Source organism: Aequorivita sp. CRS11 (assembly GCF_059693805.1).
Genome location: NZ_JCATIG010000010.1, coordinates 41,369 through 58,988, shown reverse-complemented (window position 1 = coordinate 58,988; position 17,620 = coordinate 41,369). Strand labels below are relative to the sequence as shown.

Below are 17,620 nucleotides of genomic sequence, written 5' to 3'. Positions count from 1 at the left end.
TATGCCAACCCTTTCAGTTATTATTCCAACTTTCAATGAAGAAGCATATATAGAGGATGCGCTGTTTTCCGTTGTGTTTGCTGATGAAATTATAGTTATTGACTCCTTCAGTACAGATGCAACCCCTGAAATTGCTAAGAAGTACGCTACAAAATTTCTACAACGAAAATTCGATAATTTTTCAAACCAAAAAAACTTTGCATTAAAAGAAGCAACTGGCGATTGGGTTTTATTTTTGGATGCCGATGAACGTGTAACCCACTCTATGGAAGCTGAAATAAAGGAAACGCTCCAAAACCCAAAGCACGGTGGGTACAAAATAAATTTTCCTCACTTTTATATGAACCGTTTTCTCTATCATCACAGTGATGACGTGCTTCGGCTTGTAAAACGCGATGGTGCGGAATATTCTGGCTCGGTTCACGAAAAACTTACTTGCAAAGGCAGCATTGGGAAGCTGAAAAACAAAATGCTGCATTTTACCTATAAAGGCCTAGATAATTATATTTCAAAAAAAGAATCGTATGCTTGGTTTCAAGCGCAGCAACTATTTGATAAAGGCAAAAAAGCTACGTGGTTCCACCTCTTTTTTAAACCTGCCTATCGGTTTTTCCGCTCCTTTATTTTAAAAGGAGGTTTCCGCGACGGCATGCCGGGAATGACTGTGGCAGCGGTAAATGCCTATGGGGTTTTTGAACGATATGTGAAGTTAATGTTGCTTCAAAAAGGGATGAAATAGCCAATCCCCCTAGCCCCCAAAGGGGGAATCTTACGTCTTTCTCCTCTCCGCCGCGGCGGAAGGTCGGGAGGGGACTAAAAAAACTTCCCAAACCGAATTTTCTGTCGAAATTTTAACATTGAAAATTCTCCCTTTACGTCGATTCGCTGAATTTCAAAAGGTTTTTTAAAGGGAAATGAATTTATTCTATTACCAATGCGAAGCCCGTATTCAATGCCGTTTTGAGAAAGTATTTTCTTAAAGATTTCATTCAGTTTTTTTTCCTTTGGAAATTTACCATAGGGATAGGCCAAAACAGGCGAAAAATTCAATTCATTTTCTGAAACCAATTCCAGGCAACGGCGGGTATCGGCTTCAATTTCGGCATTGGAAAGCTCGGTGTATTTTTTGTGGTAAAAGGAATGGAAACCGAGCTCCACAATTTTTGGGTCGAGGTTTTTCAATTGTTCCGCCGTCATTATTTTTAGGGAAGAAGTATTCCAAGTATCGGTTTTTCCCAAAAAATCTAAAGGCACGAAAAAGGTGGCTTTCAGTTTGTATTTCTTCAGCAACGGAAGCGCCAATTCCATTTGGCTCACATAGCCATCATCAAAAGTGATAATGATATTTTTGGTTTTTGGCAATGATTTCAGTTTTACCAATTCCTTAAAATGGTAGGTTTTATAGCCGTTTTCAGCCAAATGCTTAAACTGCTTTTCAAGGTTCTCGACCGAAATGGTCAATCCTTTCACCTTTTCAGCAGTAACGTGGTGGTACATTAAAATAGGAAGCTTCGCCATAACGGTTTTCAAATTTATACCTGTAAAATTATTACTTTTACGCAAACTACAAGCTGTTTTTGGAAAACCCTGTAAAAATCACCGCCCTTGCCATTACGCTCAATGAAGCCGCCAATATTGAAGGCTATTTAAAAAGCCTTTGGTTTGCGGATGAAATTGTGATTGTGGATTCCTTTAGCAGCGATGAAACGGTAGCGTTGGCTTCCAAAAACGAAAAAGTGACTGTTTACCAAAGGGCATTCGATAATTTTTCTGCGCAAAAGAATTTCGCTATTTCAAAGGCGAAAAACGATTGGGTTACATTTTTTGATTTGGATGAAGAAATTACGCCAGCACTCACCGATGAAATTTTAGAAAAATTTAAAAATCCAAAAGCCATTGCCTATTTTGTAAAACGCGATTTCTATTTTATGGGGAAACGCATTAAATACAGTGGTTTGCAGAATGATTGTATCATCCGATTTTTCAATAAAAACCATTGCCAATACAACGCAAACCTGGTCCACGAAACATTGGAAACCGACGGCAAAACCGAAAATTTAAAAAATAGCCTGCCGCACCACACCTATAAATCGTTTGATGATTACACCGCAAAAATGCACCAATACAGCACGCTGCAAGCACAAATGCTCTATAAAAAAGGAAAGAAGCCCAACTATTACCATTTTCTATTCCGCCCGTTTTACAGATTCTGGAACCAATTTATTTTCAGATTGGGTATTTTAGACGGGAAAGAAGGTTTTATCCTCGCCTATGTAAGTGCGTTTTCAGTATTTAAAAGATATGTAAACCTTTGGCTTTTGTACAGAAAGATTAATTAACAATCCGTAAATTGAAACAAGTTTTTTTAGAATCGCACAATTTAAAAAACCGTTATTCGGGCTTTGGCCAGTTTAACTATCATTTTATAAAAGCGTTGGCTACGTTTCCCCAAGACGATTTTGAAATTGTATTAAATGCGAAAAATATTTCAGAGCTTGAAGAGGAATTTGGCGATACTTTTAAATACCGAAAATACAATTCGCTAACCCGCCATAAACCCTTCCGAATAAAGAGAAAATACAATCTTTGGCATTGTTTAAATCAAAATATAAAGATTGAACCCTTCTTCAACATTCCGTATTTATTGACGGTTCACGACGTACATTTTGTAACGGAAGGCTCTGAGGAATTGCAGCAAAAACTGAAAAAACAATTCAACGAAAAATTGAAAAGAAGCAGCGCCATTGCTTATATTTCAGAATTTGCAAAACAGGACACCCACGCCCATTTTGATGTGCCGAACATTCCGGAATACGTAATTTACAACGGCAATACAATTACCGAAATCACACTTCCGAAGGATTACAAACCTTCGCTTTTGCCGCCAAAACCCTATCTTTTCTCGATTGGCGATTTCAGCGAACGCAAAAATTTTATGAGCCCGGTGGAAATGTTACGCTTTCTGCCCGATTATAATTTGGTCTTGGCGGGAAGCAACAGTTCAAGTTACGCCGAAAAGCTTACTGAAAAAGTAAAACAGTACGGTTTTGAAAACAGGGTATTTCAAACTGGGAAAATAGCCGATTTGGAAAAGCAATACTACCTTCAAAATTGCGAGGCCTTTGTTTTTCCTTCGTTACGGGAAGGTTTCGGAATTCCACCCATAGAAGCCATGCGTTTTGGGAAACCCGTATTTCTTTCAAACAACACTTCCCTACCCGAAATTGGTGGTGAGCATAGCTTTTTTTGGGATCACTACGAACCCGAATATATGGCGCAGGTGCTGAAAAATGGAATGGAAAAATTCAACAGTAAAAAGCAGTTTTATGAAGATTGGTACACTGCTCGCGCCCAAAGCTTCAACTGGAAAACCACTGCTGAAAAATATCTGGAGGTTTATAAAAGCTTGCTCTAAATAACTTTATTAAAACTTTGGGCAAACTGCCACGGACAGTAATTGTATCTTTGCCAAAATCAGTCGGAAAAATTTCGCGATTAAAATTTATTTGATGGATGTAGCCGTAATCATTGTCAATTACAACTCTTCAAAATATACTTTGGAGTGCGTAAATACCGTGATTGAAAAAACTTCGGAGGCGATAAAGTATCAAATAATCGTGGTTGACAACAATTCAACACCTTCAGAATATAAAATTCTTGAAGAAAACTTTCCGAAAAAAAACAACATTTCTTTACACCGAAGTATTATAAATACAGGCTTTGGCGGCGGAAATATGTTCGGAGCACAATTCGCAAAATCATATTATCTCCTTTTTCTGAATAATGATGCTATGTTGCTGAATGATTGTTTGGGTATTTTGCTGAATTTTATGAAAGCAAATCCAAAAGTGGGTGTTTCAACGGCTCAGAATTTTGACGAAAACAATAGGTTTGTTGCTTCGTTTGACCATAATAAGGGGTTGCGGCGTTTACTTTTCGGAAGAGGTTTTCTTGAAAAAAACAATCCACAACTATATCCAAAGCGCAAAAAAGAATATTCCAAACCTTTAAAAGTAAATTGGGTAAACGGCGCATTTCTATTTTTTGATAGCAAGGCATTTGCGGAGGTTGGCGGTTTCGACACCAACATTTTTCTGTATTGGGAAGAGATGGACATTTGCCATCGCCTAAAAAAACTTGGCTATGAAAGTTGGCTGGTGCCCGAAGCGAAAATTTTACACCATCAAGGCGTAAGCACGGGCACTTCAAAAACAATGAACAGGGAAAGCTATATTTCGTATTTGTATATAATTCGGAAGAATTACGGTTTTGGAAAATACCTATTTATCAGGATTTATTTGTCCATTGCTCTATTGCTGAAACCGAAAAAATGGTATTTGCTGCCCATTATTCTGAAAAGCAACAACCAAACCCAATCGTTGAAACAGAAACAAAAAATCACTTTTTTAAATGAAGACTGAAATTGAAAACTGCATCGCCGTTTTAAAGAAAGGCGGTTTAATCCTTTACCCCACCGACACGGTTTGGGGCATAGGCTGCGATGCCACCAACCCTGAAGCCGTGGACAAAGTTTTTAAGCTGAAGCAACGAAGTGACGAAAAATCGCTGATTTGTTTGGTACACGATTTTAGAATGCTGAATGAATATGTTGAAAATGTACCGGAAGTGGCTTATGATATTTTAAAATACGCCAAAAAACCCACCACAATTATTTACGATGATCCAATTCGTGTTGCTGAAAATATTATTGCCGAGGATAATTCACTCGCCATTCGGGTAACGAAAGATGAATTCTGTAAAAAACTAATTCAGAAATTCCGAAGACCATTAGTTTCTACTTCGGCAAATATTTCAGGAGAAAAAACCCCGCAAAGTTATGCCGAAATAGACCCTTTAATTTTGGAAGGCGTGGACTATGTTGTAAATTTGCACCACGAAAAAAAATCAGGAAAACCTTCGGCTATTATCAAGCTGAAGAATGATGGTTCGGTAAAAGTGATTCGGCAGTAAAAGTTGCCACGAATTCACGAATGTTTTTGTAAAAATGATACTATGAAATAATGGCAAACATTACATATAAAGAGGAAAGTTATGCTATTGTTGGGTGTATGTTCGACGTCTATAATCAATTAGACGGTGGATTTTCAGAAATTGTTTATAAGGATGCAATTGAATATGAATTCAAATTAAAAGGTATTCCTTTTGAAAGAGAAAAACAATATTCAGTAAAATATAAAGACATTATTTTGCCTCATAAGTTTTATGCTGATTTTGTAGTAATGGATAAAATAATTCTGGAAATAAAATCTATTGAAATGCTAAACGACAAACATTTGGCCCAATGTATAAACTATTTAAAAGTTTCAGGTTGCAAACTAGCTCTTTTAGTTAATTTTCATAAAGACTTTTTAGACCATCAAAGAATTGTTCTGTAAACTATAAAATATACCCCCACAAAAAATATTCGTGTATTCGTGGCAAAAAAAACCTACATATCCGCTCTAAAAAACCCAATTTTTAGAACCATTTCCAAAGCTTCCAATAACTTAAATTTGGAAAGTTATGTAATTGGCGGTTATGTGCGTGATTTTCTTTTGAAAAGAGGCGATGCGAAAGATATTGATATAGTTGCCGTTGGAAGCGGAATTGATTTAGCTGAAGAAGTATCAAAACTATTACCGGGAAAACCGAAAGTTTCCGTCTTCAAAACATACGGCACCGCAATGCTGAAAAGTGGCGGTATTGAACTTGAATTTGTTGGTGCTCGCAAAGAATCCTATTCCGAGGAAAGCAGAAATCCTGCTGTGGAAAACGGCACTTTGGAAGACGACCAAAACCGAAGGGATTTCACCATAAATGCTTTGGCACTTAGCCTTAATGATGAAACTTTTGGAGAACTTTTGGATCCATTCAATGGGATTGAAGATCTTCAGAAAAAAATAATCCGAACACCTTTAGACCCAGATATTACCTATAGCGACGATCCATTACGGATGCTGCGCGCCATTCGTTTCGCAACACAGTTAGATTTTATAATTGAAAAAGAATCGTTGGAAGCAATTACCAGAAATGCTGAACGCATAAAAATTATTTCCAAAGAACGGATTGTTGACGAACTGAACAAAATTCTGCTATCGGATGTTCCTTCAAAAGGATTTGCCTTGTTGCACAAAACAGGTTTATTGCCTTTCATTTTACCGGAATTAATCGCACTTCAAGGCATTGACGAAAAAGAAGGCCAAACGCATAAAGACAATTTTTGGCATACGCTGGAGGTGGTCGATAATATTTCACAAGCTACTGATGACCTTTGGCTACGTTGGGCTGCATTGCTTCACGATATTGGAAAAGCACCGACAAAGAGATTTGATAAAAAATTGGGTTGGACCTTTCACGCACATGAATTTGTAGGCGCAAAAATGGTTTACAAACTTTTCAAAAGGTTGAAAATGCCGTTGAACGAGAAGATGAAATTCGTCCAGAAAATGGTTTTGATGAGCTCCCGCCCTATCGTTTTGGCAAGTGAAGTTACTGATAGCGCCGTTCGCCGTTTGATTTTTGACGCAGGTGAAAATGTGGAAGATTTAATGACGCTTTGCGAAGCAGATATTACCACAAAGAACCCTAAAAAATTTAAAAAATATCACGCAAATTTTCAATTGGTGCGCGATAAAATTGTGGAAGTTGAAGAACGAGATCAAGTAAGGAACTTTCAACCGCCTGTTACAGGTGAAGAAATTATGGAAACTTTCAACTTAAAACCTTCGCGTGAAATTGGTATTATTAAAGATGCCATTAAAGAAGCAATCCTAGAGGGCGAAATTCCCAATGAATATGAAGCAGCGCATCAGTTTATGTTGAAAAGAGGGAAGGAATTAGGATTAAGCCCCCTAACCCCCAAAGGGGGAAATGAAGATTGAAAAAAATAATTCGTGTATTCGTGGTTAAAAAGTCCACCACGAATGCACTAATAAAAAATTATAATTGGTGGCAAACAAAGACAACAAAAAAGTAATCTACTGGCTCCTCGCAGGATGTTTCCTTATTTTTATAATGGTAGTGATTGGAGGCATTACGCGCCTCACCCATTCCGGGCTTTCAATTTCAAGTTATAAACTTATTTCCGGAACGTTGCCGCCAATGAATGAAGCGCAATGGATTGCCGAGTTTGACCATTACAAGCAATTTCCAGAATACCAAAAGCTGAACAACCATTTCAGCTTGCAGGATTTTAAGGATATTTATTTTTGGGAATGGCTGCACCGATTACTAGGCAGACTTCTGGGCATAGTTTTTATCATTCCTTTTCTTTATTTTCTTCTGAAAAAACAACTTAGCAAGCCTACTATTGGAAAAGCAATAATTTTAATGTGTTTAGGTGCATTTCAAGGATTTCTGGGATGGTATATGGTGAAAAGTGGCTTGGTGGACCGTCCGGATGTGAGCCATTATCGGCTTGCGATGCACTTAACTACGGCGTTTATAACGTTTGCTTATACTTTTTGGGTGGCGATGGATCTTTGGTATCCGGTTAAAAAAGAAATTAACAAACACATCCGAAATATAATCCGTTTTGGAATGGCAATCTTGCTTATACAGATTGTATGGGGTGCATTTGTAGCGGGACTCGATGCTGGGTGGATACACAACCATTGGCCATTAATGAATGATGGCGAGTGGTTGCACGAAACAGTTTATATTGAACAAAATCCACTTTGGAAAAATTTTGTGGAAGGCAAAAGCGGCGTGCAGTTCGTCCATAGGTATATGGCTTATGCGGTGGTGGGAATAATCTTCTTTATTTGGTACAAAACCCGAAAATTGCAGCTCACACTTCCGCAGAAAAACGGAATAAATGTATTGTTGCTTTTGGTTTTGCTTCAATTTATTTTAGGAGTTTTCACGCTTATCCTGCAAGTGCCCGTAGTTTTGGGAGTTTTGCATCAAGTAACTGCTTTTTTCCTACTGGCTACAATGACTTTTGTTTTGCACAGATTCAGTAAATAACTCTGAAAAAACAAAAATTTCAAGGCCTTAAGAGAGGTATAAAATTGTAACTTTGCACCCTAAAATTTCTTTAAAATGATTTACCGTTTCAGAATAATCCTCGACACCCACGAAGACGTTTTCCGCGACATCGAAATAGAAGCTTCGGCCACCCTGGAAGATTTCCATAACGCCATCACCCAATCTTTTGGATTTGACGGACAGGAAATGGCATCTTTTTATACCAGTAATGAACTGTGGGAGGAAGATGAAGAAATCTCCCTTTTTGACGTAAGCGATGAGCCGGGTGGCATTCGTATTATGGGCGAAACCATTTTGGAAGATGTAGTTGATGAAGAAAACACAAGACTACTTTATGTTTACGATTTCCTAAATATGTGGACGTTTATGGTGGAGCTTGCCGATATTGCTGATGCGGAAGCGGGTACCACTTATCCAAATTTGATGTACTCGCACGGGCAAATTCCGGAGGAAGCACCCGAAAAGGAGTTTATTGCCGAGGAAATAGAGGAAGAGGACTATGACGAAGATTTTGATCTTGATCCGGAAGATTACGACAATCTCGATTTTGATGAAAATTGGAACTAATTTCGGTTGTCGGTTGTCGGTTGTCGGTTGTCGGTAAAAAAACATTTCACATTTCTAATTTCACATTTTTAATTTCCCAATTCAAATATGATTAACCTTTTCAGTACCCACATTGCATCCCTTTCCATCCACAGAGTGGGTAATAAAAGCAGAAACGAAGCAATTTTTCTTTCGGCCGAGCCCTATAAAATGGACGATGAAATTACGCCACTTTTAAAGGAATTTTTTCTGAAACCTTTTCGCGATAAAGAAGAAAATTACTTTCAGTTTACACACGAAGCTGATTTGGAATTTCACGAATTGTACAACAGTGCAAACAAAATTTTTGACAATCCGCAGAACATTCACGAAGAGAGCCGAAAAATTGCGACCTATCTATACAACCAATCCGAACATCCACATATTAAAAGTGGCGAAGTGTATATAGCCTATCTGGAAAATGTACAGTTGGACAACGTGAAAATGGATGCCATCGGCATTTTTAAAAGTGAATTGAAACAGGATTTCCTTCAATTTGCCGAGGAAGGTAATCAATTGGAAGCGATGCTTCAGCACGGGGTTAGTTTAAATAAATTGGACAAAGGCTGTATCATTTTCAATTCAAAAAAAGAAGAGGGATATAAAATTCTTTCAGTGGACAGCAATCGTTACGATGCCCGTTATTGGTTGGAAAGTTTTCTTGGGGTAGAGGCTTTTGCAGACGATAATTTCTACACTAAAAAATATCTAAAATTCTGTCAGGATTTTGCAAAGGATGTGGTGCTGCCTGCGGAAGATAAAAAACAGGAAGTGATGTTTATGAACCGTGCGGTGAACCATTTTGCCAAAAATGACAATTTTGAGGAAACCGCCTTTATGAACGAAGTGATTGACAATCCAGATTTATTGCCGGAATTTCGTCATTATAAAACCGAAAAAGCGCCTAAGTACAGTATCGAGGATCTAACAACCTTCCCTATTGCCAATACGGCCGTTACTGCTGCCCGCAAAAAAATAAAAAACGTCATAAATCTGGATACGAACATCCAGATCAAATTGGACTTTATCANTTCCCTATTGCCAATACGGCCGTTACTGCTGCCCGCAAAAAAATAAAAAACGTCATAAATCTGGATACGAACATCCAGATCAAATTGGACTTTATCAACCCTGAGAGTGCTGAAAAATTTGTGGAAAAAGGATGGGACGAGGAGAAGCAGATGTATTATTATTTGGTCTATTTCAATAAGGAACAGAAATCGTAGAGACGCACGGCCGTGCGTCTCTACGTGCGGTCAATTCCCAACCTCACTAATAAACTTAATACGATACAGCCGCAGTTCCTCTTCATCATAGTCGCCGTCAAATTCTTCGAGGGCTTCTTCAATTTTATCAGTTTTTGCTTCTAAGAAATATTCGTGAATTTCTTCCTGTTGGTCTTCATCCAACACCTCATCAATCCAATAGTCAATATTCAGCTTGGTGCCGCTGTATACAATGGCTTCCATTTCCTTAATAAACTCTGGCATTTCGAGGCCTTTGGCGTTGGCTATGTCTGGTAAGGCAAGCTTTCGGTCCACATTCTGAATGATATATAGTTTGAGGGAACTATTACTGCCCGTTGATTTTACAACAAAATCCTCGGGGCGTATAATGTCGTTTTCCTCCACATAATTTTGGATAAGCTTTAAAAACGGCTTGCCGTATTTTTTGGCTTTTCCTTCCCCTACTCCGTGAACATTGGAAAGTTCTTCCATAGTTACGGGGTATTTAAGCGCCATGTCCTCCAGGGATGGCTCCTGAAAAATCACAAATGGGGGCAGATCCAAATCGTGTGCTACCTTTTTTAATTCGGCCTTTAAAAGTTTGAAAAGGTTTTCATCTGCGGCATCACCACCTTTTTTGGTCCCGACAATCACATCATCATTGGCATCCTTAAAAGAATGGTCTTCCGTCATCATAAAGGATGTGGGAGATTTTATAAATTTCTTTCCTTCTGCGGTTAAATGAATCACGCCATAGGTTTCAATATCTTTTTTCAAATATCCTGCTACCAATAACTGACGCAGCAATGCCATCCAATAAGCGCTTTCATGGTTTGCTCCAGAGCCAAAGTATTCCTGGGCGTCGGTTCTGTGGGATTTTATGAGCGCATTTACTTTGCCTACCAAAACATGTACTATTTCCCTACTTTTATATTGTTCGTTGGTTTTTGAAACCACTTCCAATAGTTGTTTGGCATCCTCCTTTGCTTCGTGCTTCTTTTTGGGATGGCGCATATTGTCGTCCATCATACCACCCTCCCCCGTTTCATTGTCAAATTCTTCCCCAAAATAATGAAGGATGAACTTTCTTCGGGAAATGGATGTTTCGGCAAAAGCTACCACTTCCTGCAAAAGGGCATGGCCTATTTCCTGTTCGGCAACGGGCTTTCCGCTCATGAACTTTTCAAGTTTCTCTATGTCTTTATAACTATAGAATGCAAGACAGTGTCCTTCGCCACCGTCACGGCCCGCTCGTCCAGTTTCTTGGTAGTAGCTTTCAATACTTTTTGGAATATCATTATGAATAACGAAACGAACATCCGGTTTGTCAATCCCCATTCCAAAAGCGATTGTCGCAACCACCACATCTACATCTTCCATCAAGAACATATCCTGATGTTTTACGCGGGTTTTGCCATCAAGGCCAGCGTGATAGGGTACAGCTTTTATACCGTTGACCTGTAGCGTTTGCGCCAATTCTTCCACTCTTTTTCTGCTCAAGCAATAAATAATACCACTTTTGCCCTCGTTTTGTTTTACAAAACGAATAATGTCAGAATCAACATTTTTGGTTTTGGGACGTATTTCGTAATAAAGATTTGGTCTGTTGAAGGAAGCCTTGAAGGTATTGGCATCCTGCATATTGAGGTTTTTCAATATATCTTCCTGCACCTTTGGCGTTGCCGTAGCGGTAAGTCCGATGATTGGAATATCATTGCCAATACGCTGGATAATGCTTTTAAGGTTTCGGTATTCTGGCCTAAAATCGTGACCCCACTCGCTGATACAATGGGCTTCATCAATTGCCATAAAGGAAATTTTCTGGGTTTGCAGAAAATCTACATATTCTTCTTTTGTTAATGATTCGGGTGCAACGTAAAGTAACTTAGTTACTCCGTTGGCAATGTCGTTTTTCACTCTTTTTACCTCGGTTTTATTGAGGGAAGAATTTAATACGTGCGCTATGCCTTCTTCGGAAGAAAGGGAACGCAGGGCGTCCACTTGATTTTTCATTAATGCAATAAGTGGCGAAACAACTATTGCCGTTCCATCCTGCATAAGGGCAGGTAGCTGGTAACAAAGCGATTTTCCGCCGCCGGTAGGCATCACTACAAAGGTATTGTGACCGCTAAGAATGCTTTTTACCACTTCTTCTTGCAAGCCTTTAAAGCGGGTAAATCCAAAATATTTTTTCAGGGCTGCGTAAATGTCAATTTCTGCCACGCTGCTTGGGTTTTTAGGGATACTTCAGTTTTAGCCAACAATACATTGTTTTACAGATTAACAATTGTAATTTTGCAACCGTATTATGTTGACTGCATCTTAAAAGAAAAAGTTTCTATATTAAGATTTCTGAATTGCGTTAAATTCTATTCTAAATATACTAATTTCTGAAACAGTTACAAACATTCAAAAGCATTAAAATTTTGAACAAGCAAGAGAGAATCATTTCCGTAGCGAAAAACACCATAGAAACTGAAAGTAAAGCTATTGCAAATCTGGCCCATTTGGTAAATGAGGAATTTGCTGGTGCGGTTGATTATATATACAATTCCAAAGGCAGGGTGATTGTTACCGGAATTGGCAAGAGCGCCAATATTGCAACCAAAATTGTTGCCACCCTTAACTCCACAGGTACGCCGTCCATTTTTATGCACGCTGCTGATGCCATCCACGGCGATTTAGGAACAATTCAAGAAAACGATACTGTAATATGTATCTCAAAAAGTGGAAATACTCCTGAAATAAAAGTACTTGTTCCCCTAATAAAAGCTATTGACAATAAATTAATTGCCATAACAGGTAACGGAGAATCCTTTTTGGGACAGCAGGCAGATTTTGTTTTAAATGCATATGTTGAAAAAGAAGCCTGCCCCAATAACCTTGCACCTACCACTAGCACTACTGCGCAATTGGTTATTGGCGATGCCCTGGCAATGTGTCTCTTAGACCTTCGTGGTTTTTCGAGCAAGGATTTTGCAAAGTTCCATCCGGGCGGTTCCTTGGGGAAAAAATTATACTTAAGGGTTAGCAACCTTACTTCCTTAAATGAAAAACCACAGGTAAGTCCCGATACTGATGTGAAAAAAGTAATCGTAGAAATTTCAGAAAAAATGCTAGGCGTAACTGCCGTAGTTGAAAATAATGAAATTGTAGGAATTATTACAGATGGAGATTTACGTCGCATGTTGACAAAAACCGATAGCTTTGCAGGACTGACCGCAAAAGATATTATGACCCATAATCCTAAGAAAATAGCCAACAACGCTATGGCGGTAGAGGCCATGGAAATGATGGACAACTTCGGTATCACGCAAATTCTTGCCGAGGACAAAGGAAAATATAGTGGCGTAGTACATATCCATAATCTCACCAAAGAGGGAATTATATAATGAAGAAAATAGGTTCCCCAGAAAAAGAAATGTCCTTTTTGGACCATTTGGAAGAGCTGCGCTGGCACCTTATACGTTCTACCATTGCCGTTGTTCTCTTGGCGTTGGGTGCATTTATTTTAAAGGACTTTATATTTGACACCCTTATTTTCGGGCCCAAGCGTCCAGATTTTCCAACTTATAGAATGTTCTGTAGTATTTCGCGCTCGCTGGGAATGGACACCTTCTGTTTTCAGGAAATGCCTTTCCGTATTCAAAGTAGAACTATGGCTGGTCAGTTTTCCGCACATATGTGGACTTCAATTTATGCAGGTATAATTGTGGCTTTCCCTTATATTCTGTATGAGTTTTGGAAATTTATTAGCCCAGGCTTAAAAGAAAAAGAGCGCAAGAGCAGTCGCGGGTTTATCGTTATTGCCTCCCTACTTTTCTTTTTGGGCGTATTGTTTGGGTATTATCTTATCACTCCACTTTCAATCAATTTCTTGGGAAGTTATCAAGTGAGCAAGGAAGTATTTAACGACTTTGATTTGGACAGTTATATTTCATTGGTGCGTACTTCAGTATTGGCCTGTGGAATTGTTTTTGAATTGCCAATCATTATGTACATTCTCACAAAAATTGGATTGATTACCCCTGAAATCCTTCGGAAATACCGCAAATTTGCTTTAATTATCGTTTTAATTCTTTCGGCAGTAATCACCCCACCGGATATTGTAAGCCAGGTAATTGTTGCCATCCCGATACTTATTCTTTATGAAGTGAGTATCTATATTTCAAAGATTGTAATAAGGAATCAAAAGAGAGAGGAAAGAAGAAGGAAGAAAGAATAAAGACGGAACTTACTTTCGGTCTATTCGAGCGCAATCGAGAACTATCACTAGGAAATAAAATAAGGTCTCGACTGCGCTCGACCGGACAATAGAATTGATTTTTAAAACTCTTATTTCTTTAAAACGAAAATTTATTTATGAAAAACAATATAGTAGAAGAATTTAATGCCTATCGCGCAAAGATGAACGAAAAAATGCTGGATGACAATAATAAAATCATCAAACGCATTTTCAATTTAGACACTAACGCCTATATGGAAGGGGTGCTTCCGAAGAAAACAAAGGAATTGCTGGGCTTGGGAAATTCGTTGGTGCTTCGTTGCGATGATTGCGTCCGTTACCATTTGGAAGAGTGTTACAAACTGGGCTTGACCAAGGAAGAAGTGGTTGAAGGGATGAGCATTTCACTTTTAATTGGCGGAACAATTGTAATTCCCCATCTGCGTAGGGCTTTTGAATATTGGGAGGCCTTGGAGGCAGAAAAATAATTGTTAACTTTACCTTTGAGCTTAATAATGTATTAACCATAAGGTCATAGAGGGCACAAAGAAAGAACTGCCACGAATTCACGAATTATTGATATATTCGTAAGAATGGTTGGGGCAGAACAGAGAACAGAGAACAGAGAACAGAGAACAAAGAATAGAGAATAGACTAAAAAAATGAGTCAAACACTGGAAGCTTATTCATGTATGCATTCGTGTTAAAAAACATACAGCCTCGAAAATCATTTGTGTATTCGTGGCAAAATTTCAATCCTATCACATGAAGCTAAAAGCTGAAAATTTAATGAAATCCTACAAAGGCCGAAAGGTTGTGAAGGGCATCACTGTGGAAGTAAACCAAGGTGAAATTGTGGGCTTACTTGGACCGAATGGTGCGGGTAAAACCACTTCATTTTATATGATTGTGGGCTTGATAAAACCCAACGGCGGCAATATCTTTTTGGAAGGTACCGAAATCACCAAGTACCCAATGTACAAACGCGCACAGAACGGTATTGGTTATTTGGCGCAGGAAGCTTCGGTTTTTAGGAAATTGAGCGTTGAAGACAACATTTTGAGCGTTTTGCAACTTACCAAGCTTTCCAAAAAAGAACAGCGGGCTAAAATGGAATCGCTTATTGAGGAATTTGGTTTGGGCCACATCCGTAAAAACCGCGGCGATCTTTTGAGCGGTGGGGAAAGACGTAGAACCGAGATTGCACGTGCTTTGGCAACTGACCCACATTTTATACTTCTTGATGAACCCTTTGCGGGAGTTGACCCCGTGGCCGTGGAAGACATTCAGCGCATTGTGGCGCAGCTTAAAAACAAAAATATCGGGATTCTTATTACCGACCACAACGTACAGGAAACATTGGCAATCACCGACAGAACCTATTTGATGTTTGAGGGAAGCATTCTAAAACACGGAGTACCCGAAGAACTGGCCGCAGACGAAATGGTGCGGAAAGTATATCTTGGGCAGAATTTTGAACTTCGGAAGAAGAAATTGGAGTTTTAATTTTTTCGCCACGGATTCACGAATGTTTTTCTACTTCTTCACTTTCCAAAATAAGGAAAGCAATATATAGAGTATTATTATAAAAGGGATTGCCAAAAACTTCAGCAGTACCAAAAGCACTACACAAAGAATTAAAAATATATAACGCACTGCGTTGCTTTTAAAATCCCAGGTTTTGAATTTGAGGGCAAAAAGGGGTATTTCGGCATTTAAAAGTATGCAGCTCAGCAATGTCATTCCTATCAAAAACCATCGGTTTAAAATAATGGTTTCTGCTAATTCGGAATACTGGAACTGCAAGATTAGCGGGAAGCTTAAAATCAATAAAGCATTTGCGGGTGTTGGCAAACCAATAAAGCCTGAGGTTTGCCGGGTATCTACGTTGAATTTTGCCAAGCGGTAGGCAGAAGCTATTACTATCAACAACCCGATTAACGGTAGATAATTTTTAAAACTTATATTCCATCCTTCCAAAGAAAATGTTTCGGTGAGCGTCTGCATTTGATGGAAATAGGATAAATTCAGCATTTGGTACATAACAACGCCTGGGGCAACGCCACTGGTAATAACATCTGCCAAAGAGTCAAGCTGAAGGCCCACTTCGCTTTGGGCTTTTAGCAATCTCGCGGCCAGACCATCAAAAAAGTCGAAGAAAATTCCGAGAAAAACAAAGAAAGAGGCGGTTATCAAATCACCGGATATTGCAAAAAGAATCGCAACGCATCCACAGAGGATGTTTAGGGAGGTGATGATGTTTGGGATTTGTTTTGATATATTCATATTCTTTATAGCGCAGTTTGGAATTTATGATTTAGGCAAAACATCCCCTCCCAACCTCCCCTTCAAAGGGGAGGAGCCTAATAGGAGTGGATTTTATAATATCTATTAAGATTATGTGTAAAAATAACAAAGTATTTCCGTCCAAAGGCATTCAAACACAATATGTACATAAATTTAAAGTTTAGTATTCTGTAAAATAGTGCCATATTTGTCCTAAAATTTTAAGCTTGAAAGAGAAATTTTTACTGCTTTTATTCCTTGTTTCGGCTACGCTGGGAGCCCAGACCGTTCGTAAATATTCCAATGAATTTATGAATATTGGCGTTGATGCCGCAGCTTTCGGGATGAGCAATGCCGTGGTGGCTTCATCTGGCGATGTAAATTCGGGCTATTGGAACCCGGCTGGATTGGTGAATCTTGAAGACAAACAAATTTCCCTGATGCATGCCTCCTATTTTGCCAATATTGCAAATTACGATTATGCTGCTTTTGCAATGCCGCTGGACGACAGAAGTGCGGTAGGGCTTTCCGTTATTCGTTTTGGAGTTGATGATATCTTAAATACCACCCAATTAATTGACAGCGAAGGCAATATAGATTACAACCGTATCAGTCTTTTTTCCACTGCAGATTATGGAGTTACTTTTTCTTATGCGCGCAGACTTCCTTTGGACGGATTGAATTATGGTGTAAATGCCAAGGTTATCCGCCGTATTATTGGAGATTTTGCATCATCGTGGGGTTTTGGGCTGGATGCTGCGGTGCAATTTAGAACAGACAAGTGGATGTTTGGGATTATGGCGCGCGACATTACTACCACATTTAATGCCTGGAGTATAGACGAAGAAAAATTTGCCGAAATACAGGGTGCAGTTGAAGGACAGAATCAAGAATTGCCTGAAACTACCGAGATTACTATCCCAAAACTTCAATTAGGGATGGCGCGTAAATTTGTTTACAGGTATGATTTTTCCCTGTTAGCCGAAGTAGATCTCAATTTTCGCTTTGCAGAGACCAATGATGTAATTTCCACATCCTTCGCAAGTATTACCCCTTCCCTTGGCCTTGAATTTGCATATATCGATATGGTTTACGTGCGTGGCGGAGTTGGAAATTTCCAGAATATAAAACAATTGGATGGTGGCGAATCTGTTGGTTTTCAACCTAACATCGGTGTTGGTTTTAGGTATAAGGGCATTCAAGTGGACTATGCGTTGACAGATATTGGCGACCAAAGCGCTGCTTTGTATTCCAATGTATTTTCGCTGAAACTGGATTGGGAGATTTTTAGATGATGGAAGGTGCTGGG

At 38.9% G+C, this 17,620-nt stretch carries 17 protein-coding genes and 1 pseudogene; 15 read left to right on the top strand and 3 right to left on the bottom strand.

Features of this window, described 5'->3' with window-relative positions:
- Position 1: 1 nt before the first annotated feature.
- A complete protein-coding gene (locus AC58DT_RS14305; RefSeq protein ID WP_497217496.1) occupies positions 2–739 on the top strand; it encodes a glycosyltransferase family 2 protein in 738 nt (245 codons plus the stop codon).
- 74 nt (positions 740–813) lie between these two features.
- Here the strand turns inward: AC58DT_RS14305 and AC58DT_RS14300 are convergent, their stop codons facing one another.
- Positions 814–1,518 carry a polysaccharide deacetylase family protein gene (locus tag AC58DT_RS14300; protein WP_497217495.1) on the bottom strand — a complete coding sequence of 235 codons (705 nt, stop codon included), beginning with the start codon at positions 1,516–1,518 and terminating at the stop codon, positions 814–816.
- 59 nt (positions 1,519–1,577) lie between these two features.
- On the opposite strand from AC58DT_RS14300, the gene AC58DT_RS14295 reads away from it, so the two are divergent.
- The 9 genes and pseudogenes from AC58DT_RS14295 to AC58DT_RS14255 all read left to right on the top strand — a co-directional run bounded on the left by AC58DT_RS14295 (position 1,578) and on the right by AC58DT_RS14255 (position 9,800).
- Positions 1,578–2,339, top strand: a complete 762-nt coding sequence (locus AC58DT_RS14295) for a glycosyltransferase family 2 protein (protein ID WP_497217494.1) — start codon at positions 1,578–1,580, stop codon at positions 2,337–2,339.
- An 11-nt stretch (positions 2,340–2,350) separates the two neighbouring features.
- On the top strand, positions 2,351–3,415 hold the full coding sequence (locus tag AC58DT_RS14290; RefSeq protein WP_497217493.1) for a glycosyltransferase family 4 protein: 1,065 nt from the start codon (positions 2,351–2,353) through the stop codon (positions 3,413–3,415).
- A 94-nt stretch (positions 3,416–3,509) separates the two neighbouring features.
- Positions 3,510–4,421: a glycosyltransferase family 2 protein gene (locus AC58DT_RS14285; RefSeq protein ID WP_497217492.1), complete on the top strand. Its 912-nt coding sequence runs from the start codon at positions 3,510–3,512 to the stop codon at positions 4,419–4,421.
- Positions 4,411–4,971: an L-threonylcarbamoyladenylate synthase gene (locus AC58DT_RS14280; protein ID WP_497217491.1), complete on the top strand. Its 561-nt coding sequence runs from the start codon at positions 4,411–4,413 to the stop codon at positions 4,969–4,971. The genes AC58DT_RS14285 and AC58DT_RS14280 overlap by 11 nt, the downstream gene beginning before the upstream one ends.
- A gap of 50 nt (positions 4,972–5,021) precedes the next feature.
- A complete protein-coding gene (locus tag AC58DT_RS14275; RefSeq protein ID WP_497217490.1) occupies positions 5,022–5,396 on the top strand; it encodes a GxxExxY protein in 375 nt (124 codons plus the stop codon).
- Positions 5,397–5,435: 39 nt separating this feature from the next.
- Positions 5,436–6,881, top strand: coding sequence for a CCA tRNA nucleotidyltransferase (locus AC58DT_RS14270; RefSeq protein ID WP_497217489.1), 1,446 nt, complete (start codon positions 5,436–5,438; stop codon positions 6,879–6,881).
- Between the two features lie 67 nt (positions 6,882–6,948).
- Positions 6,949–7,968, top strand: coding sequence for a COX15/CtaA family protein (locus tag AC58DT_RS14265; protein WP_497217488.1), 1,020 nt, complete (start codon positions 6,949–6,951; stop codon positions 7,966–7,968).
- Between the two features lie 75 nt (positions 7,969–8,043).
- Complete coding sequence (locus AC58DT_RS14260) at positions 8,044–8,556, top strand: IS1096 element passenger TnpR family protein (RefSeq protein WP_497217487.1); 513 nt, start codon at positions 8,044–8,046, stop codon at positions 8,554–8,556.
- A gap of 87 nt (positions 8,557–8,643) precedes the next feature.
- A pseudogene (locus tag AC58DT_RS14255) lies at positions 8,644–9,800 on the top strand (nucleoid-associated protein).
- A 30-nt stretch (positions 9,801–9,830) separates the two neighbouring features.
- On the opposite strand, the gene recQ reads toward AC58DT_RS14255, so the two are convergent.
- Entirely contained in the window at positions 9,831–12,023 is a 2,193-nt protein-coding gene (recQ, locus tag AC58DT_RS14250) for a DNA helicase RecQ (RefSeq protein WP_497217486.1), read from the bottom strand.
- Between the two features lie 203 nt (positions 12,024–12,226).
- Between recQ and AC58DT_RS14245 the strand changes: the two genes are divergently transcribed.
- From AC58DT_RS14245 to lptB, 4 genes are all read left to right on the top strand, one after another.
- Positions 12,227–13,192: a KpsF/GutQ family sugar-phosphate isomerase gene (locus AC58DT_RS14245; RefSeq protein ID WP_497217485.1), complete on the top strand. Its 966-nt coding sequence runs from the start codon at positions 12,227–12,229 to the stop codon at positions 13,190–13,192.
- Entirely contained in the window at positions 13,192–14,025 is an 834-nt protein-coding gene (tatC, locus tag AC58DT_RS14240; protein WP_497217484.1) for a twin-arginine translocase subunit TatC, read from the top strand. Before AC58DT_RS14245 ends, tatC begins: the two co-directional genes overlap by 1 nt.
- Before the next feature lie 137 nt (positions 14,026–14,162).
- On the top strand, positions 14,163–14,513 hold the full coding sequence (locus AC58DT_RS14235; protein ID WP_497217483.1) for a carboxymuconolactone decarboxylase family protein: 351 nt from the start codon (positions 14,163–14,165) through the stop codon (positions 14,511–14,513).
- A gap of 277 nt (positions 14,514–14,790) precedes the next feature.
- Positions 14,791–15,531, top strand: a complete 741-nt coding sequence (gene lptB / locus AC58DT_RS14230) for an LPS export ABC transporter ATP-binding protein (RefSeq protein ID WP_068762006.1) — start codon at positions 14,791–14,793, stop codon at positions 15,529–15,531.
- Between the two features lie 30 nt (positions 15,532–15,561).
- On the opposite strand, the gene AC58DT_RS14225 is transcribed toward lptB, so the two are convergent.
- Positions 15,562–16,311, bottom strand: coding sequence for a CDP-alcohol phosphatidyltransferase family protein (locus tag AC58DT_RS14225; RefSeq protein WP_497217482.1), 750 nt, complete (start codon positions 16,309–16,311; stop codon positions 15,562–15,564).
- A 227-nt stretch (positions 16,312–16,538) separates the two neighbouring features.
- On the opposite strand from AC58DT_RS14225, the gene AC58DT_RS14220 reads away from it, so the two are divergent.
- Positions 16,539–17,606: a putative type IX sorting system protein PorV2 gene (locus AC58DT_RS14220; RefSeq protein ID WP_497217481.1), complete on the top strand. Its 1,068-nt coding sequence runs from the start codon at positions 16,539–16,541 to the stop codon at positions 17,604–17,606.
- Positions 17,607–17,620: the final 14 nt, after the last annotated feature.

Excerpts from the sequence above, each read along its gene's own strand:
- AC58DT_RS14235 (WP_497217483.1), top strand. The coding sequence starts at position 14,163 with ATGAAAAACAATATAGTAGAAGAATTTAATGCCTATCGCGCAAAGATG.
- AC58DT_RS14225 (WP_497217482.1), bottom strand. The coding sequence starts at position 16,311 with ATGAATATATCAAAACAAATCCCAAACATCATCACCTCCCTAAACATC.
- AC58DT_RS14260 (WP_497217487.1), top strand. The coding sequence starts at position 8,044 with ATGATTTACCGTTTCAGAATAATCCTCGACACCCACGAAGACGTTTTC.
- AC58DT_RS14275 (WP_497217490.1), top strand. The coding sequence starts at position 5,022 with ATGGCAAACATTACATATAAAGAGGAAAGTTATGCTATTGTTGGGTGT.
- lptB (WP_068762006.1), top strand. The coding sequence starts at position 14,791 with ATGAAGCTAAAAGCTGAAAATTTAATGAAATCCTACAAAGGCCGAAAG.
- tatC (WP_497217484.1), top strand. The coding sequence starts at position 13,192 with ATGAAGAAAATAGGTTCCCCAGAAAAAGAAATGTCCTTTTTGGACCAT.
- AC58DT_RS14300 (WP_497217495.1), bottom strand. The coding sequence starts at position 1,518 with ATGGCGAAGCTTCCTATTTTAATGTACCACCACGTTACTGCTGAAAAG.
- AC58DT_RS14285 (WP_497217492.1), top strand. The coding sequence starts at position 3,510 with ATGGATGTAGCCGTAATCATTGTCAATTACAACTCTTCAAAATATACT.
- AC58DT_RS14305 (WP_497217496.1), top strand. The coding sequence starts at position 2 with ATGCCAACCCTTTCAGTTATTATTCCAACTTTCAATGAAGAAGCATAT.
- AC58DT_RS14280 (WP_497217491.1), top strand. The coding sequence starts at position 4,411 with ATGAAGACTGAAATTGAAAACTGCATCGCCGTTTTAAAGAAAGGCGGT.